The organism is Geothrix sp., assembly GCF_030219325.1.
Classification (GTDB): Bacteria; Acidobacteriota; Holophagae; order Holophagales; family Holophagaceae; genus Geothrix.
On record NZ_CP126625.1, the window covers coordinates 2,154,930 to 2,181,640 of the forward strand.

Genomic DNA, 26,711 nt, shown 5'->3' on the forward strand with positions numbered 1-26,711 from the left:
GTCAGGACCTTGGGTTGGAAGCGTCGGGGGCTTCACCCGCCAGCAAACGCCAGCGGTAGAGGCCCAGGAAGGCGGGGTTCTCAAGCAGGGGACGGAAGTCGGGATCGGGGTGGTGCAGCAGGTCGTCGAGGCGCACGCGGCGCAGCTCGCCGGGCTGGCGCCCGCTGCCTTCGGGGCCGGTGTGGTAGAGCAGCATGGGCGCCCCGTCCACGTCGGGCCTCACGAAGGCCATGGCGTGGTCGGGCTGGGCGTGGGCCCCGCCCCGGGCGAAGAAGATCAGGTCGCCGGGCCGCGCCAGCTGCAGGTCGCGGCCCAGGGGCACGCAGGAGAGGCGGCGCAGGTAGGCCCCCTTGGCGAAGGGCTGGGGCCCCTCGGGGGTGGGGAAGCCCTGGCGCCAGTCCGGGGCGAAGCGGGGCGAGGGATCCTGCCCCGGTGGCCCAGCGGCGAAGGCCACGCGCTCCCGCCAGGCGGTGGTGTGGCTCGCCAGCGCCTCGCGGAAAGCGAAGCGCAGCAGGCCCGCGCAGTCCCGCTGGGCGGGCTCCCAGGCGGGGCTGGGACCCTCCAGCTGCTGCTCCAGCAGCGCCACGAACCAGGTGCGGAAGGCCTCGCGGTCGCCCTCCTCCCCGAGCGCCGCGGCGAAGGCCGCGGGCGTGGGCGCCATGGACAGGGACTGTCGGAATCCTGGCCAGGCGGTGACGACCGCCACCACCGGGTGGTCGGCGGTGAAGTAGAAGCCCGCGGTGGCGCTGCCCCAGGCCGGAGCCCCGGACAGGGCCACGCCCCAGCCGGGACGCCTCAGGCCCAACAGGCTGCGGCTCTCCACGCGGACATGGCGCACCGGATTGGCGGGGTCGGCCTCCACCACCACCCCATGGCGGACGGGGGCCAGGGTCGCGAAGGCGACTGCGACCACGGCCGAGGCCGCGACCAGGCTGGGAACGGGCTTCATCGCGGCCGTCCCTCCAGGCCGCCAGGGGTCCAGTTCCAGTCGATCCGCACGGGCCCCAGGGCCTTCACGGCGCCCAGGAAGGGGCCGAGGCTGAAGGCCAGTTCCGCGGCGGCCTCATCGCCGGTGGTGGTCTCGCCGATCCACCAGCCGCTGCCGGTGCGGCTGCGGAGGAAGGCCAGCAGCAGGTTCTCCAGCTCCTTCGCGGTGCGCGCACCGTCGAGCTCCATGCGGGCCCAGGCTTTGGACTCGCTGTCGGCCAGGGTGGGCGCCTGGCCCTGCAGGCCCGCGGCCACGGCCTTCACGGCGGCCTCGTCCGTGCCCAGCACCAGGGTGTCCGCCACCAGGGTCCAGGCGGGCCGGAAGGCCTGGGCGGTCATGACGCGGTGGACCTCGGCGGTGCCGAAGGCCTGCTTCTGGTTCTGGCCCTTGAAGAGCCGGGGCGTGAGCTTCTTCAGCAGGTTCTCCACCTGAAGCTTCTTCGCGGCCTGCACCGGCAGGGCCAGGGCCAGGCTGGGCGTCATGCCCGGCTCGCCGAAGCCGCCGAAGGCCTCGATCTTGCCATCGCGCTGGGCCTGCATGGCCCGCCAGGGATCCTCGCGCCGCAGTCGCGCCAGCTCCGCCAGCGAGGCCTTCTCGGCGGGATTCAGTGCGGGCGCGCCCACCCAGCCGTTCCAGAGCAGGGCCGCGCCGCGCAGGTCCAGGCAGGCCTGCAGGGCCACGGCGTCCTGCCTCAGGGAGGCCCGCTGACGCTGGCGCTCCTGGGCCCGGGCCAGGGCGTCCTGGTAGCCCTTCATCTGCGCGGGGCTGAGGGCCTGACCGCCGTTGGCGAACTCGGGCATCTGCGGCAGGCGGAAGTCGCTGGCGTCGTCCACGCGCAGGATCGCCTCCACCAGCTTCTCGGTGGGACCCGCCCCCAGCGCCACCGTCAGGGCCCCGGTGCGGGGCGCGGCCTTGGCCACGAAGGGATTGGGCCAGGTGCCCTGCTGGGCGTTGGCGAGACGGCGGCGGATGGCCTGGATCTCGAAGGCGGCGTCCGCCCCGATGCGGGGCGCCACCCAGAAGGACAGCTCGGTATCGGGGGTCATGGCGGAGAGGGCCACCCGCGCCCACTCCTGGCGCTCGCCCAGGGTCGGCTCGGCCCCCGGGAACAGCAGGGCGCGAAGGGGCGCCTCGCGGTCGCTGATCCAGGTGCCCTCGGCCTTCTGGATGAGGTGGAAGACGCCACCGGAGCCACGCAGCTGCTGGACCTCCGTCGTCACGCCCGAGCCCGTCCACTTCACGACGCGGCTGCGGGCGCCCGAGCTCAGGGGATTCAGCTTGAGCAGCGCCATCACCAGCTGGGTGCGGGTCGGCAGGTCGCCGGGAATGAAGACCAGCGTGCCCTGGAGGTTCCGGCCGCCTTCGCGCTCGGTGCCGTAGTGCAGCACCCAGGCCTCGCGGTTCGCGAGGGGCTCGAGCGCCGGGGAGGCCTGCTTCAGCCAGGGCTCCAGGTGCCGCACGGCAAAGCCCAGGCGGCTGCCCTGGGCCAGGGCGGGCACCAGGCCGGTGGACGCGCCGTTGGCCGCCGCGCCCGCGCCGCCCGCCAGGGCCACCAGCTTCTCCAGGCCGGGCCGCAGCTGCTTCAGGTGGATGAGCACGCCGGGCTGGGCCGCCTGCTCCATGCCCTTGGGCAGCGCCGCGCTGCCGCCCTGCGTGAACAGGGCCGGGCTGGGGATCCACTGGAAACGCCAGGCGCCCCTGTCCAGGTGCAGGCCCAGGCCGTGGGTCCAGGGCCGCTCCAGGCGGTCCGGGGAGCTCAGATAGGCGTAGGGGTCCTGGCCGTACTGGCGATAGCCACGCCGGTAGAGGAACTGCGCGGCCTCGGCGCCGCCGGTCTTCAGGGCCGCGGCGTCCCACTGGTCCACGGGCCAGGCCGTCAGGGCCCACAGGGCCGCGCGGCGATCCTGGGCATTACGCAGCCGGTTCCGGGCCTCCGCCAGCTGATCCGCCGAGGTGGACTGGTTCCATTTCTTCCCCGTCCATTGCTGGTTGCCGCGGGCATCGTAGTGGTAGACCGACCATCCCTGGACCCGCTCCGCAGCCCAGGCCGGAATCGGCGAGGGGCCCTGGGCCCAGGCCGCCAGGCTCAGGGCGAGCGCGCACGATCCCTGCGCGATGTGTCGCATTCCCATTCCCCTGCCCCGCACTGGAACCTCCGGTGTCGAGCGATGCTACCAAGCCGCGCCCCGGCCGCAAGGGACCTCCGCGTGATTTTTTACAGTCTGGTTCGGTGGCAGACTGATCACATGTCGGATCGTCGCGTGCTCGTGAACCTCCGGGGTCTGCTGACCCCCGATCCCGCCCGGACCTGGGCGGTGGACCGCATCCCGGACGCGGCCCTGGCCCTGGAGGGCGGCCGGGTGGCCTGGCTGGGCCGTCGTGCGGACCTGCCCGCGGCCTGGGCCGACGCGCCCCAGGTCGATGGCGGCGGCGCCTGGGCCACGCCGGGTTTCGTGGATCCCCACACGCACCTGCTCTTCGGTGGCAACCGCTCGGGCGAGTTCAACCGGCGGCTCGCCGGCGTGAGCTACCAGCAGATCGCCGCCGAGGGCGGAGGCATCCGCGAGACCGTGCGCGCCACCCGCGGCGCCACCGTGGAGGAGCTGGTGGCCTCGGGGGAATCCCGCCTGCGGGCCTTCCGCCAGCGCGGCGTGGTGCATCTCGAGTGCAAGACCGGCTACGGCCTGGAACTGGAGGCCGAGTCCCGCCTCACGGCCGCTTACGCCGAGCTGAAGCGGCGCGGCTGGAGCCTCGACGTGACGCTGCTGCCCGCCCACGACCTGGCGCCGGAGTTCGGCGGCGATGCCGAGGCCAATGCCCGGGCCGTGGCCGAGGACTGGCTGCCGGAGCTGGTGCGCCGCCATCCCGGCGTGGCGCGCTTCTGCGACGTGTTCGTGGAGACCGGCGTGTTCAGCGCCGACCAAGGCCGCCGCATCTTCGAGGCGGGCCAGCGCCTGGGCCTCATCCCCCGCGTCCACGCCGACGAGCTCACCTGGACCGGCGGCGCGGAGCTGGCCGCGGAGGTGGGCGCCGCCAGCGCCGACCACCTGATGTTCTGCAGCGACGCAGGCATGCAGGCCATGGCCAAAGCCGACGTCACCCCCGTACTGCTGCCGGGCACCACGCTGTTCCTGGGCATGCGGGACTGGGCGCCGGCCCGGAAGATGATCGAGGCGGGCTGCCGCGTGGCCCTGGCCACGGACTTCAATCCCGGGTCGTGCCCCTGCGTGGATCCGCTCACCATCCTGCGCCTGGGCTGCCTGCAGCTGCGCATGACCTTCGAGGAGGCCTTCACGGCCATGACCCTCCACGCCGCCCGCAGCCTGCGCCACGGCGACCTGGGTCACCTGCACCCCGGGGCCCGCGCAGAGGTGCTGCTGTGGGACGTGGAAGAGCTGCTGGAGCTGGTGTACTGGGTGGGAGAGCCCCATCGCCCGAGGTGCCTGCCGGACTGATTCCGCCCAAGCGCGGGCCAGCCCGCCCATGGAAACACCGGATCCAGGGCTTGTGATAGATGACCTCAAGCTCCCCGGCTAAGATGGTCGCTCTTCCTGGAGCACCCATGCGGCTGACCCCCCTCGCCCTTCTCGCCACCCTCTGTTCCGCGCCCCTGGTGGCCGAAGACGCACCCCGGGCCAAGGTCCAGCTGTTCGGCGAGCGGACCTCCTTCAACAAGAGCCCGGTGCTCTTCGTGGTCGAAGGGGGCCAGACCTACACCACGGAAGACCAGCCCAAGGACCAGACCTCCTGGGGCCTGCGCCTCTCCCTCGGCATCGACGAGGCGGCCACCTGGAACGTCGAGCTGGCGGTGCGGGCGAAGAAGAAGAGCGCCCTCACCTACAGCGGGCCGGTCAGCCCGACCCTGACCGCCGACTTCACCCAGGAGGGATTCGAGTACGGCTGGTGGGGACCCGGCGTCAGCTACGCGCTCAAGCTGGGCCCCGCCGTGGCCCTCAGCGCGGGCCTGGATCTCCGCGTCGAGCGGCTCACCGCCTTCATGCCCGCCGGCGTGGTGGTGGCGGAGGGCTACTCCGAGACCACCATCTACGACCGCCCCTGGGCCCGGGCTGCGCTCACCTTCACGCTCCCCGTCTCGGCGCGCATCAAGCCGCAGGTCGGCGTCGAGGGCTCGGTGGCCCTGATCCGCAAGAAGGTGAAGACCTACTCGACCACCCAGTACGTGGATGCCGAGGACATGCGCCGCGGGCTGGCCCCGCAATCCGCTTTCAGTTTCTTCGCGGGCGTCACCTTCTAGAGCGGACCCCGTTCCTGGAAAAACGAAGCCCCGGGCCGATTCCCGGGGCTTCTCCTGTGTGTGCGGTGGCCTACTGGTCGGCTCGCTTGGAGGCCTCCTGCACGATGTGATAGATGCGTTCCTTGGCGCGCAGCTTGATCTTCTTCAGCTCCACCTCTTCCAGGGATTCCTTGGCGGAGAGGCTGGGCTTCTTCTGGAGATCACCGAGCCGCGAGTCCGCGGACTTGTGTTCTTCCATGAGCTTGCGGAATTCGAAGTGTTCCTTCATCAGGCGCTCCTGAAGTTCTGGGCGCAGGAAATCCATGACTCCTCCATGCCATGGCGGGACCGGTTCAGGTTCCGCGGGGTGATCGGGTGGACCAAGGGTAGGACCGCCCCGGAAGGCGTCAAGGCCTATCTGAAGGCACTTTGGAACTCCTTTGACAACCACTACTTCCATGCAATCCTCGGGGCATGAGCCTGGTCGTCGAGGAACTGGTCCTGCAGCGGGCGGATGGGGTGCGCCTGCTGGGGCCCCTGAGCCTCGCCCTGGCCCCCGGAGAACGCCTGGGTCTGGCCGGGGAGAGCGGATCGGGCAAGAGCCTGCTGGCCCGGGCCCTGTTCGGCGTGCTGCCGCCGGGCGTGGTCCAGTCCGGCGGAGCCCTGAACGCCTTCGGGAGCCGCCTGGACCGGCCGGGCCCGGCCCGGGACGCCATCCGCGGCGCCCGCCTGGCCTGGGTGCCCCAGGACCCCCTGGGGGCCCTGAACCCGCTGCTCACCCTGGGGGAGCACCTGGCCCTGCTGCCGGGCATCCACCGGAAGGAGACCCCGGCCACGGCCCTGCGGCGGCTGGGTCCCCTGCTGGAGCGCCTGCGGCTGCCCGGCGACGGCGCCTTCCTGGCCCGCTTCCCCCACCAGCTCAGCGGCGGGCAGCGGCAGCGGCTCTGCCTGGCCATGGCCCTCTCCTGCGATCCGGAACTGCTGGTGCTGGACGAGCCCACCACGGCCCTGGATCCCCTGGTGCAGCGGGACTTCCTGGAACTGATGCAAGAGCTCCAGCGGGAGCGGGGCCTGGGCTTCCTGTGGATCACCCACGACCTGGCCGTGGCCTCGCAGGTCTGCGAGCGCCTGCTGGTGCTGTATGGCGGCGCGGCCATGGAGGCCGGCCCCGTGGGACGGCTGCTCACAGCGCCCCGGCATCCCTACACGGCCCGCCTGCTGCAGGCCGCCCGGCACCTGCCCTCCCCGGATGCCGGCTTCCTGCCCGCGCCCCAGGAACGCCCGGCCGGCTGCCCCTTCCAGCTCCGCTGTGAGCGGACGCAGACCGACTGCGCCACCTGGGGGCCCTGGCAGGGCCCGGTGGCGGAGGGTTTGCGCTGCCGGCATCCCCTGAGGGTGGAAGCGGCCCCGGGGCCGTGAGACCATGGGCTGCAAGGTCCCGCAGGCCGCGGGTCCGGATCCTGGAATCCCCATGCTGACCTTGCCCCTGCCGCGCGCCCTGACTTTTGACGACGTCCTGCTGGTGCCGGGCTACTCGGAGCTCCACCCCAACCAGGTGGACCTGGGCACCCGCCTCACCCGCGACATCACCCTGCGCATCCCCCTGCTCTCGGCGGCCATGGACACCGTGACCGAGAGCCGCATGGCCATCGCCCTGGCCCAGCTGGGTGGCATCGGCATCGTCCACAAGAACCTCAGCCCCGAGCGCCAAGCCGAGGAGGTGGACAAGGTGAAGCGCTCGGAATCGGGCATGATCACCGACCCCATCACCATCGAGCCCGACGCCCCCATCCGCGAGGCCGAGGCCCTCATGGCCAAGTTCCGCATCAGCGGCGTGCCCGTGGTGGAGGGCCACAAGCTGGTGGGCATCCTCACCAACCGCGACCTGCGCTTCGAGACCCGCTGGGACATCCCCGTGCGCGAGGCCATGACCAAGGACAACCTGGTCACCGTGCCCGTGGGCACCACGCTGCAGGAGGCCCGCGCCATCCTGCAGAAGCACCGCATCGAGAAGCTGCTGGTAGTGGACGGCCAGGGCCAGCTCAAGGGCCTCATCACCGTCAAGGACATCGAGAAGTCCATCGAGTACCCCAACGCCTGCAAGGACGGCTTCGGCCGCCTGCGCGTGGGCGCCGCCCTGGGCGTGGGCAAGGACCTGCTGGACCGCGCCGCCGCCCTGGTGGAGGCCCAGGTGGACGTGCTCTGCCTGGACAGCTCCCACGGCCACAGCCAGGGCGTGCTGGACGCCGTGAAGGCCCTGAAGAAGGCCTACCCCGGCGTGTCCCTCATCGCCGGCAACGTGGCCACCTACCAGGGCGCGAAGGACCTCTGCAGCGCCGGCGCCGACGCCGTGAAGATCGGCATCGGGCCCGGATCGATCTGCACCACCCGCATCGTCACCGGCGCGGGCATGCCCCAGATCACGGCCGTGGCCGAGGCCAGCCGGGCCTGCCGCGAGGCCGGGGTGCCCTGCATCGCCGATGGCGGCATCAAGTTCAGCGGCGACGTGGCCAAGGCCATCGCCGCGGGTGCCAGCGCCGTGATGATCGGCAGCCTCTTCGCCGGCACCGACGAGGCCCCGGGCGAGACCATCTTCTACGGCGGCCGCACCTTCAAGGCCTACCGCGGCATGGGTAGCCTGGGCGCCATGAAGCAGGGCAGCAAGGACCGCTACTTCCAGGAAGGCAAGGACGACACCAAGCTCGTGCCCGAGGGCATCGAGGGCCAAGTGCCCTACAAGGGCAAGATGGGCGACCTGGTCACCCAGCTCATGGGCGGCCTGCGCGCGGGCATGGGCCTCAGCGGCGGCAAGAGCATCGCCGACTTCCAGGAGAAGGCCACCTTCGTGGAGATCAGCGGCTCCGGCCTGCGCGAAAGCCACGCCCACGACGTGATGATCACCAAGGAAGCGCCGAACTACCGGATGGAGTAAGGCCAAAAAGCAAAAAACGGAACACCGATGAACACCGAAAAAAGCTGATGAACACTGATCAAGATAAGAACTTGAGGCCGGATCATGATCCGCTGACGGAGGTCGTGATCGGGTTGGTGTTCAAGGTGGCCAATGGACTTGGATCGGGGTTCCTGGAAAAGGTGTACGAAAATGCCTTGGCCATGGAACTGCAGGCGGCCGGGCTTACCTTCGAGCAGCAGGTCCCCATCACCGTTTCCTATGAGGGGCAGGTGGTGGGCAGCTACATCGCCGATTTGGTTGTCGAGGGCCGGCTCCTTATCGAATTGAAGGCCTGCCAGGCCCTGGAGGCTGTCCACACCGCGCAGTGCCTCAACTACCTGAGAGCCACCGGTCTGTCTACCTGTCTGCTGATCAACTTTGGCCTGCCCAAGCCCCAGATCAAACGTATCTCCCGCTAGCCTTTTCACACGCTGTTGCTTTTTTCGGTGTTCATCAGCTTTTATCGGTGTTCATCGGTGTTCTTCTTTTATCTTGAAGCGTCAGTGGTCTGCCCGAGTTCCAGATCCCGGAGTCCCCCATGTCCCTGCTCGTGAAGAATGTCCGTCTGGTCGACCCGGCCCAGAACCTCGATGGTCCTGGCGTGCTGCTCGTGGTGGACGGGAAGGTGGAGGCGATCGCGACGGACGCGGCGGCGATCCCGAAGCGCGAGGACATCGAGGTGCTCGACGGCGGCGGGGCGGTGTTGTGCCCGGGTTTCGTGGACCTGCACGTGCACTTCCGCGAGCCGGGCCAGACGCGCAAGGAGAGCATCGAGACCGGCAGCCGGGCGGCGGTGGCCGGGGGCTTCACCTCCGTCTGCGCCATGGCCAACACCAAGCCCGTGAACGACAGCGTGGCCATCACGGAGATGATGCTCACGCGGGCCGCCAAGGCCGACCTCTGCCGCTACTTCCCCATTGGCACGGTGAGCCGCGAGATGAAGGGCGAGGAGCTGGCGGACATGGGCACCCTCAAGGCCGCGGGCTGCGTGGCCTTCTCGGACGACGGCCTGCCCATCACGAACGCCTCCCTCATGCGCCGGGCCCTGGAATACACCCGCTGGCTGGAAGTGCCTGTGGTGGCCCACGAAGAGGACAAGGATCTGGCCGGCAAGGGCTACATGCACGAGGGGGCCGTGAGCGCCTCGCTGGGGTGCCTGGGCATTCCCGCGGCGGCCGAAGAAGCCATGGTGGCCCGGGACATCGTGCTGGCCGAGCACACGGGCGGCCACCTGCACCTGGCCCACCTCAGCACGGCCGGCTCCATGCGCATGGTGCGCGAGGCCAAGGCCCGCGGCCTCGCCGTCACCTGCGAGGTCACGCCCCACCACTTCGCCCTGTCAGACAAGGAGCTGATGAAGTTCGACAGCGACTACAAGATGAACCCGCCCCTGCGCACCGAGACCGACATCCAGGCCTTGCTGGAAGCCATCGCGGACGGCACCGTGGACGCCATCGCCACGGACCACGCGCCCCATGGCTGGGATGACAAGGAGGTGGAGCTGCCCATCGCCGCCTTCGGCGTCATCGGCCTGGAGACCGCCCTGCCCCTCACCCTGGAGCTGCTGGTGAACCGCCAGGTCATCAGCCTGGCCAAGGCCATCAGCCTGCTGGCCTGGGAGCCCGCCAGGGCCTTCCACCTCGACAGGCAGGGCCTCGGCAGCCTGAAGCCCGGCGCCCCCGCCGACTTCGTCCTCTTCGACCCGAACCAGAAGGTCCAGGTCGACCGCGCCTTCATCCAGTCCAAGTCCTTCAACACCCCCTTCAAGGGCTGGAACCTCCCCGGCCAGATCCTCGGCACCTGGGTCGCCGGCAAGCGTGTGTGGGGTTGACCGCAGTGGCCCACCGGCGTCTGGCCCCCACCCGCCCCTCGTCCGTCTTTTTTTAGTCTGCCTATCCAGGTTCAACCTGCCCCGGCGACCCGTCTCTGCAGTTCGCCTATTGCAGTAAACTGCGGACGGGCTCACCGTACCTATTCGAATGGGGTACATCACCTTAGCCATTTCCACCCCCCGCCAAACCCGCCCCCGCAGTTCGCCTAAACCCTCACGAACCGAACTCGACCATCACCCACTTCCCCCCTGAATAGGCGAACTCACCCCCTCCCCAGCCAGTTCGTCTAATTACTAGTTAGGCGCTCTTCATGTCGCCAAGCCCAACCGGTTTCCTTTTCATTTCGCTCGGACTCGCTGTTTTCGGTGGCGCTTATGTTCTATTCCCTAGCTCACCCTTCCTCCATGTGTGGAATCTAGGCAAACGCTACGGCAAAGTGAAGGACAATACGCGTTCTTTCGGGTTTGTCATTCTTGGCTTTGCTGCAATGTTTTTTGGTATGTGGCTTTTCCTAGTCCTATGATCCGTCTATGCGCCTAACCCTCCGCTCAACTCGGACCCCGCCTGCACTGTCTCCCGCTCTTTCTCTTGTCCTTGCTTCCTCGGCTCCGCTCGTCACCTCGGTGCAGGCGGGGCCGGTTAGCTTCCTTCGTTAGGCATGCCTGTAAGGTAACTTAGTATTCAAAGGGAATCCCAATGAGCGTTCTTCGTTCCATCTGCAAAGTATCCTCACTGGTCCTTCTAGCTCATTCCGGATTGGTAGTTGCTCAACCTCTCCCAAGCGACCGAATTCAAGCAACAGGTCATGGGTTCACCCTTATCTATAACAAAGCCTACTATTCTGGCCACTCTGTTCAGGTAGAACCCAGACTGACGCATGAAGAAAACGGTACAGACTTCCCGGATGGCATTGCCCCCGAACGGACCAAGTTCTCGCTAGTTCCGATTGCACCAGCATTCCTGAAAGCTTCGCCCAAATGGCGGCACGACGGGGCTTCAATCAGGTTCATTCCGTTGAAGGATAGAACGGTAAAGGATTACGCAGCGGCATATCCATATTTCTACAAAAACCGCCAGAGTCTCGAAACCATTCTGAAGACCAAGAATTTTAAGGTTTCAGTGAATCACGATCTCCCCGACTGGAATCAAGGAGACTGCATTCAGTCCATCCACGCCAAGGCGGCAATCATCGAGACACCTTGGTGTGTGGGCCTGCAGTACATCTCGACCTGCCTCCAGGAGGCTACTCAACTAGATAACGACCGCCTCTACTATAAATTTGAAGGCATCAGTCGTGATCAACGGTTTTATATTTCAATCGAGGTCCCGATCACTCATGCGAGTTTGCCTTTGCCTGCTCCAGGGCTTGAATCAGCTGCCTCTCCAATCGTTGAATCGTATTTCACCCGAGCAGAGCAGACACTCAATAAGTATTCTGATAACTCCTTTTTCCCTACGCTCCAATCATTCACAGAACTTATCCAATCACTGAAAACCGCGAAATGAGCGCTATCCCTGTCATGCCTAACCCTCCGCTCAAGTCGGACCCCGCCTGCATTGCCTTCCGTTCTCTCTCAGCATTTCGCTATCTCGGCTCCGCCCGTCGCCTCGATGCAGGCGTGGCCGCTTAGCTTCATTCGTTAGGCCGTTCCATTAGGAGTTCACTATGGCGCTTGATACCTGGAAGGATATCGCCACGATTGGTGGAACAATCATAGCCCTTGGTACTCTTGTTAAGGCTGTGGCTGAATACACAATACAAGGGGCCCAAAAACGTGCTGAACACTTTATCGCCTTGCGAAAACGTTTCAAAGAGAATGAAGAATTTCTTGAACTATGTTCTTTAATTGACATGAATGATCCGAAGCTTGCTGAAATGGAGTTTAAATCAAAACGAGATTTACTTGGTTTTTTTGAAGAAATTGCATTATTTGTCAATTCCGGTTTAATTCGCAAACAGTTGGCTCATTACATGTTTGGTTACTACGCACTGCGATGTTGGGAGTGCAAATATTTTTGGACTAACATTAATCGCGATAGCCACTATTGGGCATTATTTCGCGCATTCGTGATGGATATGAAAATTCGTGAACGCGAATTCAAATTCGACAACCGAGAGTTTAAATTTTGAACTTCTAACGGCCTAACCCCTCGCTCAAGTCGGACCCCGCCTGCATTGCCTTCCGTTCTCTCTCAGCAGCTCGCTATCTCGGCTCCGCTCATCGCCTCGGTGCAGGCGTGGCCGCTTAGCTTCTTTCGTTAGGCGCACCGAATGAGATCCGCTTCTTCGAGGTTGGCATGAAGAAACCACCAATTTCGATATTCAGGCTGCTGCCGATTACGGCCGCACTTGCATTTTCGAGTTGTTTCACAGGGTCCTGGCCACCCGCAGTCAGTACGAAAGCTCAGATCGAGAAACTACCAGTCACACAGCAGGACATACGGGCAATCCACATCCACGATCAGGAGCTTCGACTGATTGCAGAACGCTTTCCAGACCTGGACTACCTGTTCGTAAGTCCATACGCTGATATTTCAGATGAGGGAATATCCTACCTATCGAAGCTACCAAAGCTTCGCCAGGTGGTTATTGATAACGGTAGTCGTCTTTCTGACCAGAGCATCCGAGTGCTCTCTGCTTTGCCGAGCCTCCGGGAATTGATGCTCAGCAATGCGCCCAGGCTTTCTGATACGTCTCTAGATCTGCTAAGCCAGCGCAAGAAGTTGACCTACCTATACTTACCACAATCCAAACAGTTCTCCGAATCAGCCAAAGCGACAATTAAGAAGTCACTCCCTGGTTGCAAGATCGATTTCTAGTGGCCCGTGCGCCTAACCCTGCGCTCAAGTCGGACCCCGCCTGCATTGCCTTCCGCTCTCTCTCAGCATTTCGCTATCTCGGCTCCGCTAGTCGCCTCGGTGCAGGCGTGGCCGCTTAGCTTCATTCGTTAGGCCACCAATTAAAGGATCGCTATGAGCATCGGATATTCGATTAAACAAGGGTTCTTAGCACTCCTGAGAGCCGCAGGTGGGACAGTGATAATCCACAAACACTGGGACACGCCCAGACAAAACTCAGCAGAAGTCAAAGGGCTTAAGAACAACGAGAAGGGAAAACCGCACATGGTGATGTTTCAATTTTCTGATCATCTCGATATCGAACCGAATGATGTCCTTCAACAGAAGGGTTCAAATGATCTCTGGCGAGTCGTGGAAACCGAAGATCACATCCATGGGGATCTACTCGCATACTTCGAGGCAAAGGTCGAAAAAATCACTGCCGCTCGCACAATTCATCCACCAACCCCAAGCACTGCTCAAGTGATCATCCATGGCCCGAACTATGGCGGTATTCAAGTGGCTTCCTCAAATAGTTCACAGTCAGTCTCAATAGGATCCATTGAAATTCATCAACAGCTCGGTCAATTGCGCGACCTGGCGGAGAAAATGGCTCTTGATGAGACTGACAAAGAGGAATTGTTACTGGCGATTGAACGCGTCGGTCAACTTGCCGAGAAACCAAAATCAGAGGCAGTTCTGTCTCGGGTGAAAGAGAAAATCGATCTCATCAAATCAATGTTCGACCTGTCTCTAACAATCGGTCCAATCGCATTACCTTATATTCAAGGCATTGCTCAATTCTTTGGTTTCTCTCTCTGATCGCCTGCCCAGGCTGGCCTAACCCTCCGCTCAAGTCGGACCCCGCCTGCATTGCCCTCCGCTCTCTCTCAGCATTTCGCTATCCCGGCTCCGCTCATCGCCTCGGTGCAGGCGTGGCCGCTTAGCTTCATTCGTTAGGCCTCCCGCTTGAAACAGACAGCTGCACTCATTCCCGCCCTTATCCTCATCGCCTGTGCCGATGCCAAGCATGTCTCCTCCGATGAGTTCATGGCCCAATACAAATGGGTTGGCCAGCCCCAAAGCGTTAAAGCGATCTCCTACCTTGGGCAAAAGGATGGCAAGGCCTTTCTCAAAATTAGTTCCATGTCAGCAGTTACCCAGAAATGGTCTGATCAGGTGATCTTCACTGAGCTTTCAGAGCTTCCTCAAGCATTCCGCAATACTCTTCCGGCAACGGCAAGTGCAACAAAATGAACATCGGCCTAACCCTTGGCTCAACTCGGACCCCGCCTGCATTGCCTTTCGTTCTCTCTCAGCATTTCGCTATCACGGCTTCGCTCAGCGCCTCGGTGCAGGCGGTGCCGGTTAGCCTGATTCGTTAGGCCCATCTCCGTTGAAACACGTCCTCTTCATCTGCAGCCAGAATCGACTCCGAAGCCCAACCGCGGAGAAAATCTTCTTTGGTCGACCTGGTGTCGAGGTTGCGTCAGCTGGATTGAACCCCGACGCCGTAAATCCGCTGTCGAGTGACCTCCTCGAATGGGCGGATGTTGTGTTCGTAATGGAAAAGTCTCACCGCAATAAGCTCTCCAAGAAATTCAAAACCTTTCTCACCGATCAACGTGTCATTTGTCTCGATATCCCGGATTTGTTCGAATACATGGATCCAATGCTGGTCCGTCTCCTTGAAGAGAAAGTCAGTCCATTCCTGGCGCGATATGGTGGTGAGCCGTCATGATGGGCCTAACCCCTCGCTCAAGTCGGACCCCGCCTGCATTGCCTTCCGCTCTCTCTCAGCATCTCGCTATCTCGGCTCCGCTCATCAACTCGGACCCCACCTGCATTGCCTCCCGTTCTCTCTCATCTCCCTGCTTTCTCGGCTTCGTTCATCGCCTCGGTGCAGGCGTGGCCGGTTAGCCACATTCGTTAGGTGGCCCGCCCATGCGGTTCGCAATCCTCTGTAATGGAACCGTGATCGGTCATTCCGATCTTGAGGGTGTCGATCTAGGAATGGGCATTCTCACTGGTGAATTTCATCCCTCTCCTGGGTACGAGGAAGTCCGTCCTATCTTTCAACTCTTTGGTGAAGCATCACCAGACACCAGCCAGCAGGCTCAGAAAGGTGTGGCTGATCTTACGAAACTGTCCACCTATCGCGAGGCCGTCCGAAAACTTCAGTTCGAGATCAGGCATGAGTCAGGCCAGGCGCTATCATTAAGCAACATCCACATCGTCGATTTCTCGTCTGACTTTGGCCCAGAGATCGACTACCAAGTTGAGGTCAAGATCCTTGATGCGCCTCACTGGTTAAACTTCCTGCCCGAGGCCACCTAACCCTCCGCTGCACTCGGACCCCGCCTGCATTGCCTTTCGCTCTCTCTCAACATCTCGCTAACTCGGCTTCGTTCACCGTCTCGGTGCAGGCGTGGCCGGTGAGCTTCATTCGTTAGGCAGCGCACTATCGCACATGAAAGGACGGATGGATGCGAACACCTAGATGTATTGCATTTTCATTCCTATTTTGTTGCCTTTCCCTCCATGGAATTACGCCTCCCGAGCCTATAACCCCTGACTTACAAATCTGGGCTAGGGCTTTCAGAATGGCCTTGTCTGAAGTGAGTTCATGTGATCACGTCGGGATTAGTCTTTTCAGATCTGCTGACTTGGAATACATCTTTGAAATTCAATACGATAAGGATGGGAAGGAAGCGGTAGCTTACTTTCATTTAAACCGCGATCTGGCAAGCCATAAACTTACCTCCGAATCGATTCTGAGGACCAAAGGCGAATTCCAACAAATTGTAATCAGTGAGAAACCGTACACATTCGCTAAGGCCCTTATTTGGTTTAGAAATTCAATCCCGGCAATCCCGGAACCATGAGTCTTCGCCGCTGCCTAACCCTCCGCTCAAGTCGGACCCCGCCTGCATTACCTTTCGCTCTCTCTCAACATTTTGCTATCCCGGATCCGGCCGTCGCCTCGGCGCAGGCGGGGCCGCTTAGCTTCTTCCGTTAGGCCTCTGCCGTGGCCTCCTCTCAAACGGTTTCGCTTTGAATTCCGCCTCTCGGCTCTTTGATCGCCCCGTAAGGTTTCTTCTCAACGCAGTCGCTCATTCTGGCGCGCCGCAAAACACCATCCATCGTCTGCTCCGCCCAGCGGCTCTGGTTCAGTCCTGCCGGGGTGGGCACCCCGAATCCCGTTCAGCGGCATTTTCAATACGGTTCGGCCACTCCAAGGGCATTCTCCTTCAGCCCAACACCACCTGGCGGTATGCTTCGTCCCTACGCAAGCTACCAATGCCTCAGTTGCTCGTTTCCACGCTCAATCCAACGCTACGCCCTGCCTAACCTTCCGCTCAACCCGGACCCCGCCGCAAGCGGCCGGGTCCTTCTCCCTGGTAATTCCATCTAGCCGCTCCACCGAGCGTTTCAGCCGCGGCGGGATCCGGTTAGCTTCCTTCGTTAGGGCTCACGTCATGCTTCAGAAAGCACCATGCGAATTTTGATCACGCTTTTTCTGCTATCAGCCTGGTTCCATGTTGACCTACATGGATCACAGCCCTCGGCAGAACACATCACACCCTGGTTGATTAACCCTTCGGGGACGGCCAAATTGATTTCAACGATTCATGGTCGGAAGAAAACATTCATTATCGGCGTAGAAAACCCTGAAATGGGGCTTCACTTGAAGGAGTCTTTCGAGAATTCAAGCTACCTTTGTTTGAGCTTTATTGCTGACAGCGAAAGCGACGTCATCTTCGTTCTTGATAAGAATAGGAATGCTCAAGTCAACTTGGGGCGGCGGTTCCAGAGCTACAGCCTTTTGGGGTTGATCAACCCAAATTTCTTGTTGATCACTTACTACGACATGGGAAGTGATACCAGGGATCAATACGGTTTCGTCGTATTGAGACTGTCCGATTTGAAATATTCTAGAATTGGAACTGACTCAACAAACTATCAACTGCGAGTCGATGGAGACAGAATCCTTGGAACAAGAACTGTGGTCATCGATGGGCTGGAGAAGGATGTTCCATACTCGATTTCGATTACCCAAGCCTTATCACGGTTCAAATAGCCCGGTTCGCCCTAACCCTCCGCTCAAGTCGGACCCCGCCTGCATTGCCTTCCGCTCTCTCTCAACATTTTGCTATCACGGCTCCGCTCGTCTCCTCGGTGCAGGCGTGGCCGCTTAGCTTCATCCGTTAGGCCTTTCCATAGAATCGGTGTCCCATGAAGTCATCCGGGCTATTCCTTCTTCTGATGTGTTGTTCAATCCTCCAGGTGAGCGCACAGTCGGTCGATCCCTGTCTGGCTGCAAACACCACAAAGGTTTCCACACCAGATTTTAAGGCATTCACTTTCCCTGAATACCCAAGCCTGGCTCGAATCGCTCATATTGAAAATACGGTCGAAATACTGATCAATACTGATTTTCAAGGCAATGTTAATAATGTCCATTTTTGTAAGGGTATGGAGCAGCTTCGCGCCTCTGTGCTCAAAGCAGCCGCACAATGGCGGTTCCCTGAAAAACTCCAAAAGAATATCCGGGTGGCAATCCAGTTCAAACTCTCTGAGACATGCATTGAGACAACATACAAAGTCACCAATGATGATCAGCTTAGAATTGTCATTGAATCTAAGTTCACCTCGCCACCGATCACCTCGGATTCATTCAAATGAAGAATATTCGGCACGGCCTAACCCTCCGCTGCACTCGGACCCCGCCTGCATTGCCTTTCGCTCTCTCTCAACTTTTTGCTAACTCGGCTTCGTTCATCGTCTCGGTGCAGGCGGGGCCGGTGAGCTTCATTCGTTAGGCCTCCCGAATGCCCATCCCGGTTTCATTCCAGCACGGCATCGTAATCCGGCAGGCCGCACTGGCTGCCCACGGGCTCACTCGGAGCGATCTTTTCCGTGTCTTCGAGACCGACCAGCCTCTTGGCGAGAGCGATAGTCTAATCTCCTTTGGCCCCAGCTTCGGCCCTGAAGCCTGCAATGAATTCATCTCAAGGCTGCAAGGCCTCGGCCTGATCTACGTCGATGACTTCTTCGATTTGGCTCTAGATCTTCCAGAATGGCTTCAATTCCAAGCCGTTCAATCATGAGCATCGGCCTAACCCTCCGCTGCACTCGGACCCCGCCTGCATTACCTCCCGCTCTCTCTCAACTTCTTGCTAACTCGGCTTCGTTCACCGTCTCGGTGCAGGCGTGGCCGGTGAGCTTCATTCGTTAGGCATTCCATGAAGAGGCGTGACCGAAAATTGGAGCTGTTCCTTCTCGTATTGCTGGTGCTCCGATTTTCCGTATTTCTTCCACATGTGTTTTGGATTTATATCATTTCGACAGGCATCACAACCTACTTTGCGATCAAGTTGGTTTGGCCTGAACGAATCGCTTTCCATCTCGAAATTCCAAGTAGGTCTCATTTATGGATATGGGGCGGCGCATTAGGAGTCGCAGCTGCTGGGGCCAACATCTGGATTCGATGGGAATTTCATGGGGTTGCGCCAGTATTGGATCAAGGATGGTACCTTCAGATTATTTTTCTGCCGATAATTCAATTTTTTGTTGCTGCCACCGCTGAAGAACCCTTTTTTCGTGGACTGCTCTGGGGATATCTAAAACGGCAAGGTCGACCGGACTGGGTCATTCTAGTGGTTCAGGCTTTATTATTTTTTGTTTGCCACGCCTATTATGCTCGACCAGGGTTATATGCAAATTGGGGTAGCACTCTGTTCATGGGCTTTGTTTTCGGTATCGCTGCATGGAAAACCCGTTCAATTCTGCCAAGCATGATCGCTCACGCTCTCGTAAATGGCTTAACACAAGCATTCACTTCGTCATTAAAGTAAGGAGCGTCCGGCCAATGCCTAACCTCTCGCTCAACTCGGACCCCGCCTGCATTGTCCTTCGCTCTTTCTCTTCATTTCGCTTCCTCGGCTCCGCTCAGTGCCTCGGTGCAGGCGTGGCCGGTTAGCTTCTTTCGTTAGGTGGCCCGCCAATAGGAGTCTACAAATGAGGGTTCAATACCTGATTCCGGCCTTGACCCTTTGCTGCTCTTTTCTAACGGCGCGTCCGAAGGCCGATGAATCAAATCCAAAGGAAACGCAAGCTGTCCTTCGATATCTCCTAGCCGCCTCGAATTCGGCTCTCCCACCTGGTTCCCATTGTTGCGGTAATTTCGGTCAGAAAGGGTCTGCCAAAATCCTAGATATTCTCAGCGTGCATCTAGCCTACTTTGGCGTAGGTCAGAATCGAATTGTTGGGCAAACCACGATCACCAATGGCATTAAGCACTGTGAACTCAAAATCACTCGATCAAACGACGAAGATATTTCAAACTGCACGTTCAGGTTCACGGTCCAAAACGAGTTGCTCGTATTAGATTCGCTCCAGTGTTCTATGACTCCCTAGTTGTAGTCTGCGCGTGGGCCACCTAACCCTCCGCTCAAGTCGGACCCCGCCTGCATTGCCTTCCGCTCTCTCTCAGCATTTCGCTATCCCGGCTCCGCTCATCGTCTCGGTGCAGGCGTGGCCGCTTAGCTTCATCCGTTAGGCCTCATGCGCCATCCAGACGAAAACCCTCTTCCGCTTCCAGCCACCATGTTTTTCAGCGTGGGTTGTAGTTTTATTGCCGGTGTTCTCTTCGTCGCATTGCTTTGGTTCTCTTTACCTGCGAGTGATGCATCTCGTAAAGGCCCGTTCCTTGAACCACTGGTCAATCCTTTTGTTCTCACGGTGCTGTGTCCTGTGGCAATGATCGTTGGTCTTGTAGTTGGCCCAATTGTCCATATTGCGATTTCCCATCGCCATTTCCGCCGGTCATTAGCCATCCTCATTGGGTCTGTCTTTGGCTGGATTGCGGTGCTAACCCCACTCTCAGTCAAGGTCATGTTGATCGGGCTGGCACCAGTGCTGATCGGGGCACTAGTATTCTGTCGCTTATCGCCTCTCACCAGGCTTCCAGCAAACTCCTCCATCGTATGATCGGCCTAACCCTCCGCTGCACTCGGACCCCGCCTGCATTGTCTTCCGCTCTCTCTCATCTCCCTGCTTCCTCGGCTTCGTTCAGCGCCTCGGTGCAGGCGTGGCCGGTGAGCTTCATTCGTTAGGTGGCTTCCTGATGATCCCAATCTCCCAACTGGAAGACATGTTCTCTGACATGCGTTCCAACCCGGCCTTGAATGCCGAGGGGGTTTTGCTTTGGGGCTACTTCTTCACGGACCGTGATGAAGAGAAATTGAATCAAGCAGCCTACGCACTCGAAGACCTAGGTTACAGGTTCGTCGAGATCTACCCATCTGATGGCGAGGATTCCTATTGGCTTCATGTGGAACGCGTCGAAGCACATACACCTGTAACCTTGTTTGATCGGAATGTGTTTCTTGAAGCATTTGCCCAAAAATATGGATTGCTCACCTACGATGGCATGGATGTCGGGCCAGTCCCAGCCACCTAACCCTCCGCTCAAGTCGGACCCCGCCTGCATTGCTTTCCGCTCTCTCTCAACAATTTGCTATCTCGGCTCCGCTCATCGTCTCGGCGCAGGCGTGGCCGCTTAGCTTCATTCGTTAGGCCTCTTCATGCCCACCAATCACATACTTCTATCATTCCTCCTGTTCGCAACGGCCTTCACAGCTTGCAAGCCAAAGGCTGGTCAAATTGTCAAACGTAGCGGTGAACCTGATATGGCTTACGTCGCCCCTGATGATCAGGCGATGAATGCTGCCATTCTGAAAGCCCGATCCACACTCTCAACATTCAAACAGAATTTGGTCAAACCACCTGCAAACGCCACCGACTTCTCGGTCAAGGTTGCCTTCTCATATGGCCCCGAGAAATTTGAACACATCTGGCTCTCTAACCCCGAGTTCAAGGATGGACAAATTTACGGAAGTATTGGCAACGAGCCCGTGGATTTGAAGAATTTCAAATTGGGTCAGCGAGTCTCTGCCAATGAGTCGGCCATCTCAGATTGGATGTTTCTTGAGAACGGTCTTCTTCGGGGCGGATTTACCTTGAGAGTATTATTAGACAAGCTTCCTCCATCCGAACGCGCAGCTCAGTTAAATTCCATGCGCCTTCGACTTGATTAGCGTCGGCCTAACCCTCCGCTCAACTCGGACCCCGCCTGCATTGTCTTCCGTTCTCTCTCAGCATTTCGCTATCTCGGCTCCGCTCGTCTTCTCGGCGCAGGCGTGGCCGCTTAGCTTCCTTCGTTAGGCCACCCAATGAACAGTCACGCGCCCTTCCGAAAAATCGTGAATGCGTTCATTCCTAACGCCACACCATCACACCTTGTTGGAGGTGCGGCACTTCGGGAAGTGGGGCGCCTTTCTAAAATGTGGAGTGGGTTGTGGGTCGGTGGTTCCGTTGAATGCTCCGATTCTGCGTTGGTGTTTAGGGCAAACCAGCTGAACGAGGCATTCCACGATGGGCTTGAACCATTTGAAATCCCAGTCAATCAGATCCATTCCATACATCGAGAATTCGGTTGGTTCACTGGTATCGTAGTCGTTACCCATCAACATGGTTCTTTCCGCTTTCGCTGTTACGCCGCAAAACATGTGGCTGCAGAACTATCAGCCAGGCTCGGGCTGGCCTAACCCTCCGCTCAAGTCGGACCCCGCCTGCATTGCCTTTCGCTCTCTCTCAACCACTCGCTTCCTCGGCTCCGCTCGTCGCCTCGGCGCGGGCGTGGCTGCTTAGCTTCTTCCGTTTGGCTTCCCAAATGTTGGTCTGCTATTCCATCAGAGCTCTAATAACCGCAACCGTCGCCGTGACCGCTCTGGCGGGTGAAGATAATTTTAAGTTTATGCACTCTGAAAGAATTGGGGCATTAAGGATTGGCATGCCTCGAAAGGACGTTCTTCATGTTCTTGCTGGTACACCCGTTTCCGGTCCTATCGAACTATGGGAAGCCGATGGAAACTACTACCAGCTGCTAGATTTCCAATCGTTGGGCGTCAAGATCTACCTCGTATCCCCATCCAAATCAGGTGCACAGATAATCGCGTCAATCCGCATTACAAGCCCATGTACCTTGGCTACGAAACGCGGTATTCACCTTGGAAGTAGTGAACAAGATGTAATCAAGCTATACAAAAGCCAACAGAACAAGGAGGATTCTGAGTTAGGAACCTCATTTGTTGCAGGTTCAGTTTATGGCGGTCTGATTTTCCAATTCAGCAAAGGCAAAGTGAGTCAAATTTTCCTTGGTCCTGCGAGTGAGTAGCTCTTCTCAGGCATCACCTTCCTGTCGTGGCCAGGTCAGCCTAACCCTCCGCTGCACTCGGACCCCGCCTGCATTGCCTTCCGCTCTCTCTCATCTTCCCGCTTCCTCGGCTTCGTTCATCGCCTCGGTGCAGGCGTGGCCGATTAGCCACATTCGTTAGGCGTCACAAAGGCCGCATCTCCATCCCCTGTGTCGGAGACCACTCATGACAATACTCCGGGCTGTCCATCCGGTCCTAATGTCTAGGAATGTTGCTACGTCAGTTCGGTTCTACGAAACACTGGGCTTCTCATTGGTCTTTCAAAACCTCATCGACAATCCAACATACGCAGTAGTCACCAAAGACAGTGTCGAACTTCACCTTCAATGGCAGGACGAAAGTCAGTGGGCTACCGCCGTAGATCGCCCGACATACAGATTCCTCGTCGAGGACGTTGATGGTTTCTACGAATACCTTTATAAGCGTGGTGTATTCAAATACCAGGCTTCAAGCGATAGCCCTTGGCTAATCCCTGGCAACACTGCGTGGGGTACTCGTGAATTCCACCTCCTCGATCCAGATGGAAACGGGCTCCAGTTCTACCGCCCTATGTGAATATCAGTTTGCCCTTCTAGTAATCTAAGCTTTTCGGAATCGCCTAACTTCACTCGATAGGCCATTCCCAAGAGCCCGAGACGAGGCTTCACTCCCCAAATCCATCAGCAGTAGAATGGTTGGCATGAACCCATCCAAACCTTCTCTTGATGAAATTGTGGCGGTGCTTGATCGAACGCCAACCAGTCTCGCAACGCTACTCGAAGGGCTGTCTGAGACCTGGGTAACGGCCACCGAAGGGGACAATACTTGGTCCCCATACGACGTCATCGGTCATCTCATCTACGGCGAACGAGTTAATTGGATTCCCCGAGCCCGGCACATCTTGTCGGGAGAGACACAACCATTTGAGCCATTTGATCGAACTGCGCAATTCACCCAAAGCCGTGGCAAGCCTCTATCAGAGTTGCTCACGACCTTTGCCGAGCTTCGACGAGACAATGTTGCTGTTCTGCTCGGAATGAACCTTACGAACGCTGACCTTGATCGCGTTGGACTGCACCCGGAACTCGGTGACGTAACGTTGGCGCAGTTATTGGCAACGTGGGTTGTCCATGACCTCGACCACCTTGGGCAAATTGCGCGTACGATGGCAAAGGTTTGTGCCAGCTCTGTAGGACCTTGGGCGAATTACCTATCGATTTTGAAGGACCGTCAGCATTAACCGACTCAATAACGGGCAAGGTCGATCTTGGCCTAACCCTCCGCTCAACTCGGACCCCGCCTGCACTGTCTCCCGCTCTTTCTCTTCGTTCCGCTTCCTGCAGTCATTGGGCCTCACCCAACACATCAGCTCCCGAGGAAACAAATCAACAGGCGTAGGGGAGGGCAGGACATGGAAACAGGCTCGTACGCCAAACGATTGTGGTTATTGTGGCTGGCTCTACCGCTGACTTCGCTGAATTACTCGCTTTGCTGGAAGCACCTACCGGCACAGATTGCCATGCACTACGACGTAAGTGGTCGTCCCAATAGTTGGGCGTCGCCAGACGGCGCCCGGACCTTCTCATTGGGCTTTCTCTTCTTCATGCTCTTGGTGTTCACAGCTGTTGGCTATCTTGTGGCCTACACGAGGCCAGATCGCGCGAAGCCAGCCGTCATTCTCTTGTTCATTTCCATGGGTCTCGTTTTTGCCTTCATTAACGGGTTCGTGTGGTTCAACTTGGTAGGCTAAGGTAATCCATGGCCTAACCCTTAGCTCAATGCGGACCCCGCCTGCATTGCCTTCCGTTCTCTCTCCGCTTCCCGCTTCCCTCCTTCGTTAGACTTCACATCTCGCAATGTCGCTGTCATCAACGATGCCCAAAACAGCACGAATGTGCTGCGTGAGAAAAGGGGGTGGCATGGCCAGGCTTGTATTCGGAATGAACCAGTCTCTGGACGGCTACGTCGACCATTTGGCGTTTGCACCAGGCCCCACGCTCTTCCACCACTTCGTCGAGGAGGCCCGGAGACAGGCGGGCAGCGTTTACGGCCGCCGGATGTATGAGGTCATGCGGTACTGGGACGACGATCATCCTGAATGGGATGAAGAGGAACACGCCTTCGCGGCAGCATGGCGGGCTCAGCCGAAATGGGTCGTCTCGCGCTCGTTGAAGTCCGTCGGCCCCAACGCCAGGCTTGTCGGGAATGACCTTGAGGTCGCGATCCGCGAGTTGAAGGCCGAGCGCGACGGGGAGATCGAAGTTGCCGGCCCGAACCTGGCGCACAGCCTCACCGAACTCGGCCTGATCGATGAGTATCGAATCTACCTGCACCCCGTTGTGCTCGGTCACGGCAAGCCATTTTTCGCCGGGCCCCGGCCGCCGCTCCGCCTCATCACTCAGGACCTAATGGGCGAGGATGTCATCAGGTTGACCTACGTCCCTGCATCATCCCCCGACTCGCCGGACGGACATCACCGTTGACGTGTCCAAGCTGCAGCTCTGTACGGCCTAACCATGTCCGTTCGGCGATTCACCGAATATCCTGGACCCCCTGCGGGAAAGGAGTGCAACATGCCGGACATTCTTCATCGCGTTGGAATTGATGCCTCTCCTGCCAAGGTCTTCAGTGCGTTGACGACGATTGATGGGCTGCGACACTGGTGGGTCGGTGAGACCAAATGGAATACCGGACTTGGCGAACTGATCGACTTCGGCTTCTGCCAAATGAAGGTCATTGAGTCCACCGCAGACTCTCTTGTCCACTGGACATGCACGTCGGGTCCCGATGAATGGGTCAACACAGGCGTATTCTTCCGGCTGGAATGGAAGGAAGGGCAGACCTTCATCCTATTCACGCATTCTGGCTGGAAAGAGCCCGTTGAATTCATGCATCACTGCAGCACCAAATGGGCCACCTTCCTTTTGAGTCTGCGGGACTGGCTTGAATCCGGCAGCGGCAAGGCCACCCCTAATGACATCAAAATCCACGTCGGCGATTGATCAATCCGGGTCTGTCATCGCCGAACCCTCCGCTCAACCCGGACCGCGCCTGCATTGCCCCGCTCTTCCTCAACATCTCACTATCCCGGCTTCGCCCATCATCTCGGCGCAGGCGTGGCCACTTGGCTGTTTTCCTCAAGCCTCAGATCCATGGAAAGGAGACATCGTGAGTGATGCCACTGAGAATTTGATGGCGGCCCAGCAGCGAGGAATGGCTGGACGCCCGAGCATAGGAGGGTTCCCTTATTTGGCCGAAACCCTCCGAAGGGCTGGAGTAACAAGAAACCTCTGGTATTTGCCAGCATGCCAAAGCGTCTACCTGACCAAGCTGGGTCCCGTCACGGTTCTGGGAACACCGCTGATCGAGGGCATGGCCGATGTGCCTCCGTTCAACCGCGAAGCGCTGGTTGCGGCTTTGCGGACGGATCAATCTGGTCGCAGCACCTTCCCGGAGTTTTTGCAGGCCAGTTGGAACGCCGGCGTCGTCAAGTATGACGTCGACCTTATTGGACGAACCTGCACCTACCATGGTGTTGGTGATGAAGCGTACGTTGAAACCTACCCTGAAGTCGAGATCTAGCCCGGGCGACAGAAGCTGAGGTCGTACCCCAAGCCTGCCTTGCCTTCTGCTCTCTCTCAGCTTCCTGCTTCTTCAGCTATGCTCATCGCCTCGGCTCAGGCGGCGCCGGTCAGCCTTGCCCGGTTGGCACCAACACTCAACCAAGAAGCATAGACGTAGCCTCCCTCTCTTGTGTATGGATGTGCAACTCGGCTGTACCACGTCACTTTCCCATTGCTCAACCGCGGCTGCTGACAGTACAGGCTGCAGCCGGAAAAGGAGGCTTCATGCCTGGATTCACGACTCGTGCATTTCTCGCCGCTGTGCTCCTGGTTGGCCCGATCTCCGCCGGCACTGGGGCCACCATCGCGCCCCCCCGGCGGCAGAAAACGGCGACGTTGCCCAAGGACCCCGAGGCTGCCTACAAGCTCGCCGCAACGGCCCTACTGGCTGCAAACTATGCCAAGGCGGTGGATCTCTTCCTCGCCAACATGAAGAAGTTCCCGAAGCACCCGCGAATGGAGGATCTCCAGTGGGGCCTGGCCGAGTCGTATCGCGGCAAGGGAGACACCGAGATGGCACTCGCTGAGTACAGCCGCTTCTACCAGGACTACGGCGATGCCCCCCGCGCTGCAGAGGCGCTGTATAAGGCGGGTGGATGCTATGAGGTTCTCGGCGATAAGATGACCGCCAAGCTGTCCTACACGGTCATCAGCAGGAAATTCCCAACATCAGCATTTGCTGAACAGGCGAGGACGCGATTGAGCGAACTACAGTCCGAACCTGCGAAATAGCTCGGCGTGGCGACTTTTCCAGCCCTGCTGCCATCGACCTTCTTGCTCGCATTCCGGTCGCTTCGATTGCCTTAGCACCCTTTCCCCGGTGTTCCATCTCGACAGCACCCACATGGTTTTCCAATGGGCCATCTGCCCGACACCGCCTGCCATGCCTTTCGCTCTCTCTCAGCTTCCCGCTTCCCCGACTCCGCTCACGGTCTCGGTGCCGGCCTCGCCGGTGGGCTTCTTTCGTCGGGCCTCACGACTCA

At 59.6% G+C, this 26,711-nt stretch carries 31 protein-coding genes; 28 read left to right on the forward strand and 3 right to left on the reverse strand.

Going from position 1 to position 26,711, the window contains the following annotated elements:
• Window position 1: 1 nt before the first annotated feature.
• Together QOZ81_RS09685 and QOZ81_RS09690 are read right to left on the reverse strand one after the other, a co-directional pair.
• Window positions 2–949: a DUF1175 family protein gene (locus tag QOZ81_RS09685; RefSeq protein ID WP_291198363.1), complete on the reverse strand. Its 948-nt coding sequence runs from the start codon at window positions 947–949 to the stop codon at window positions 2–4.
• On the reverse strand, window positions 946–3,114 hold the full coding sequence (locus QOZ81_RS09690; protein ID WP_291198359.1) for a hypothetical protein: 2,169 nt from the start codon (window positions 3,112–3,114) through the stop codon (window positions 946–948). The genes QOZ81_RS09685 and QOZ81_RS09690 overlap by 4 nt, the downstream gene beginning before the upstream one ends.
• Before the next feature lie 120 nt (window positions 3,115–3,234).
• On the opposite strand from QOZ81_RS09690, the gene hutI reads away from it, so the two are divergent.
• Complete coding sequence (gene hutI / locus QOZ81_RS09695; protein WP_291198356.1) at window positions 3,235–4,443, forward strand: imidazolonepropionase; 1,209 nt, start codon at window positions 3,235–3,237, stop codon at window positions 4,441–4,443.
• 107 nt (window positions 4,444–4,550) lie between these two features.
• Complete coding sequence (locus QOZ81_RS09700; RefSeq protein ID WP_291198353.1) at window positions 4,551–5,243, forward strand: hypothetical protein; 693 nt, start codon at window positions 4,551–4,553, stop codon at window positions 5,241–5,243.
• Window positions 5,244–5,313: 70 nt separating this feature from the next.
• Here the strand turns inward: QOZ81_RS09700 and QOZ81_RS09705 are convergent, their stop codons facing one another.
• Window positions 5,314–5,547: a DUF465 domain-containing protein gene (locus QOZ81_RS09705; RefSeq protein WP_291198350.1), complete on the reverse strand. Its 234-nt coding sequence runs from the start codon at window positions 5,545–5,547 to the stop codon at window positions 5,314–5,316.
• 149 nt (window positions 5,548–5,696) lie between these two features.
• Here QOZ81_RS09705 and QOZ81_RS09710 point away from each other — a divergent pair, with 149 nt between their 5' ends.
• From QOZ81_RS09710 to QOZ81_RS09825, 26 genes are all read left to right on the forward strand, one after another.
• Window positions 5,697–6,641, forward strand: coding sequence for an ABC transporter ATP-binding protein (locus QOZ81_RS09710; protein WP_291198347.1), 945 nt, complete (start codon window positions 5,697–5,699; stop codon window positions 6,639–6,641).
• 52 nt (window positions 6,642–6,693) lie between these two features.
• Window positions 6,694–8,154 carry an IMP dehydrogenase gene (gene guaB / locus QOZ81_RS09715; RefSeq protein ID WP_291198344.1) on the forward strand — a complete coding sequence of 487 codons (1,461 nt, stop codon included), beginning with the start codon at window positions 6,694–6,696 and terminating at the stop codon, window positions 8,152–8,154.
• A 47-nt stretch (window positions 8,155–8,201) separates the two neighbouring features.
• On the forward strand, window positions 8,202–8,594 hold the full coding sequence (locus QOZ81_RS09720) for a GxxExxY protein (RefSeq protein WP_291198341.1): 393 nt from the start codon (window positions 8,202–8,204) through the stop codon (window positions 8,592–8,594).
• Between the two features lie 119 nt (window positions 8,595–8,713).
• Window positions 8,714–10,006 (forward strand): dihydroorotase, encoded by a 1,293-nt coding sequence (locus tag QOZ81_RS09725; protein ID WP_291198338.1) that lies wholly within the window; start codon window positions 8,714–8,716, stop codon window positions 10,004–10,006.
• Between the two features lie 697 nt (window positions 10,007–10,703).
• Window positions 10,704–11,513 (forward strand): hypothetical protein, encoded by an 810-nt coding sequence (locus QOZ81_RS09730; protein ID WP_291198335.1) that lies wholly within the window; start codon window positions 10,704–10,706, stop codon window positions 11,511–11,513.
• 160 nt (window positions 11,514–11,673) lie between these two features.
• Window positions 11,674–12,138 carry a DUF4760 domain-containing protein gene (locus tag QOZ81_RS09735; protein WP_300714480.1) on the forward strand — a complete coding sequence of 155 codons (465 nt, stop codon included), beginning with the start codon at window positions 11,674–11,676 and terminating at the stop codon, window positions 12,136–12,138.
• Between the two features lie 167 nt (window positions 12,139–12,305).
• Window positions 12,306–12,827: a hypothetical protein gene (locus tag QOZ81_RS09740; protein ID WP_300714482.1), complete on the forward strand. Its 522-nt coding sequence runs from the start codon at window positions 12,306–12,308 to the stop codon at window positions 12,825–12,827.
• Between the two features lie 153 nt (window positions 12,828–12,980).
• Complete coding sequence (locus QOZ81_RS09745) at window positions 12,981–13,667, forward strand: hypothetical protein (protein ID WP_291207697.1); 687 nt, start codon at window positions 12,981–12,983, stop codon at window positions 13,665–13,667.
• 147 nt (window positions 13,668–13,814) lie between these two features.
• Window positions 13,815–14,102: a hypothetical protein gene (locus QOZ81_RS09750; protein ID WP_291207694.1), complete on the forward strand. Its 288-nt coding sequence runs from the start codon at window positions 13,815–13,817 to the stop codon at window positions 14,100–14,102.
• 139 nt (window positions 14,103–14,241) lie between these two features.
• A complete protein-coding gene (locus QOZ81_RS09755) occupies window positions 14,242–14,586 on the forward strand; it encodes a low molecular weight protein tyrosine phosphatase family protein (RefSeq protein WP_366083092.1) in 345 nt (114 codons plus the stop codon).
• A gap of 203 nt (window positions 14,587–14,789) precedes the next feature.
• Window positions 14,790–15,182, forward strand: a complete 393-nt coding sequence (locus QOZ81_RS09760; protein ID WP_300714487.1) for a hypothetical protein — start codon at window positions 14,790–14,792, stop codon at window positions 15,180–15,182.
• 1,159 nt (window positions 15,183–16,341) lie between these two features.
• Entirely contained in the window at window positions 16,342–16,926 is a 585-nt protein-coding gene (locus QOZ81_RS09765) for a hypothetical protein (protein WP_300714489.1), read from the forward strand.
• A 155-nt stretch (window positions 16,927–17,081) separates the two neighbouring features.
• The gene (locus tag QOZ81_RS09770; protein WP_300714491.1) at window positions 17,082–17,531 is read left to right on the forward strand and encodes an energy transducer TonB; all 450 of its coding nucleotides are present in this window, start codon (window positions 17,082–17,084) and stop codon (window positions 17,529–17,531) included.
• 146 nt (window positions 17,532–17,677) lie between these two features.
• Window positions 17,678–17,956, forward strand: coding sequence for a hypothetical protein (locus QOZ81_RS09775; RefSeq protein WP_300714492.1), 279 nt, complete (start codon window positions 17,678–17,680; stop codon window positions 17,954–17,956).
• A 135-nt stretch (window positions 17,957–18,091) separates the two neighbouring features.
• Window positions 18,092–18,703 carry a CPBP family intramembrane glutamic endopeptidase gene (locus tag QOZ81_RS09780; RefSeq protein ID WP_300714494.1) on the forward strand — a complete coding sequence of 204 codons (612 nt, stop codon included), beginning with the start codon at window positions 18,092–18,094 and terminating at the stop codon, window positions 18,701–18,703.
• A gap of 709 nt (window positions 18,704–19,412) precedes the next feature.
• Window positions 19,413–19,838, forward strand: a complete 426-nt coding sequence (locus tag QOZ81_RS09785) for a hypothetical protein (protein WP_291207535.1) — start codon at window positions 19,413–19,415, stop codon at window positions 19,836–19,838.
• 100 nt (window positions 19,839–19,938) lie between these two features.
• On the forward strand, window positions 19,939–20,310 hold the full coding sequence (locus tag QOZ81_RS09790) for a ribonuclease E inhibitor RraB (protein ID WP_291207532.1): 372 nt from the start codon (window positions 19,939–19,941) through the stop codon (window positions 20,308–20,310).
• A gap of 124 nt (window positions 20,311–20,434) precedes the next feature.
• A complete protein-coding gene (locus tag QOZ81_RS09795; RefSeq protein WP_291207529.1) occupies window positions 20,435–20,947 on the forward strand; it encodes a YegJ family protein in 513 nt (170 codons plus the stop codon).
• A gap of 683 nt (window positions 20,948–21,630) precedes the next feature.
• Window positions 21,631–22,086, forward strand: coding sequence for a hypothetical protein (locus QOZ81_RS09800; RefSeq protein WP_300714497.1), 456 nt, complete (start codon window positions 21,631–21,633; stop codon window positions 22,084–22,086).
• 205 nt (window positions 22,087–22,291) lie between these two features.
• The gene (locus tag QOZ81_RS16790) at window positions 22,292–22,681 is read left to right on the forward strand and encodes a VOC family protein (protein WP_366082958.1); all 390 of its coding nucleotides are present in this window, start codon (window positions 22,292–22,294) and stop codon (window positions 22,679–22,681) included.
• Between the two features lie 124 nt (window positions 22,682–22,805).
• Complete coding sequence (locus QOZ81_RS09805) at window positions 22,806–23,345, forward strand: DinB family protein (protein WP_291207523.1); 540 nt, start codon at window positions 22,806–22,808, stop codon at window positions 23,343–23,345.
• A 171-nt stretch (window positions 23,346–23,516) separates the two neighbouring features.
• On the forward strand, window positions 23,517–23,855 hold the full coding sequence (locus QOZ81_RS16795) for a DUF1648 domain-containing protein (protein WP_366082956.1): 339 nt from the start codon (window positions 23,517–23,519) through the stop codon (window positions 23,853–23,855).
• A gap of 169 nt (window positions 23,856–24,024) precedes the next feature.
• Window positions 24,025–24,588 carry a dihydrofolate reductase family protein gene (locus QOZ81_RS09810; RefSeq protein ID WP_291207520.1) on the forward strand — a complete coding sequence of 188 codons (564 nt, stop codon included), beginning with the start codon at window positions 24,025–24,027 and terminating at the stop codon, window positions 24,586–24,588.
• A gap of 90 nt (window positions 24,589–24,678) precedes the next feature.
• Entirely contained in the window at window positions 24,679–25,107 is a 429-nt protein-coding gene (locus QOZ81_RS09815) for an SRPBCC family protein (RefSeq protein ID WP_291207517.1), read from the forward strand.
• 166 nt (window positions 25,108–25,273) lie between these two features.
• The gene (locus QOZ81_RS09820) at window positions 25,274–25,687 is read left to right on the forward strand and encodes a DUF1398 domain-containing protein (RefSeq protein WP_291207514.1); all 414 of its coding nucleotides are present in this window, start codon (window positions 25,274–25,276) and stop codon (window positions 25,685–25,687) included.
• A gap of 266 nt (window positions 25,688–25,953) precedes the next feature.
• The gene (locus QOZ81_RS09825; protein ID WP_291207511.1) at window positions 25,954–26,460 is read left to right on the forward strand and encodes a tetratricopeptide repeat protein; all 507 of its coding nucleotides are present in this window, start codon (window positions 25,954–25,956) and stop codon (window positions 26,458–26,460) included.
• Window positions 26,461–26,711: the final 251 nt, after the last annotated feature.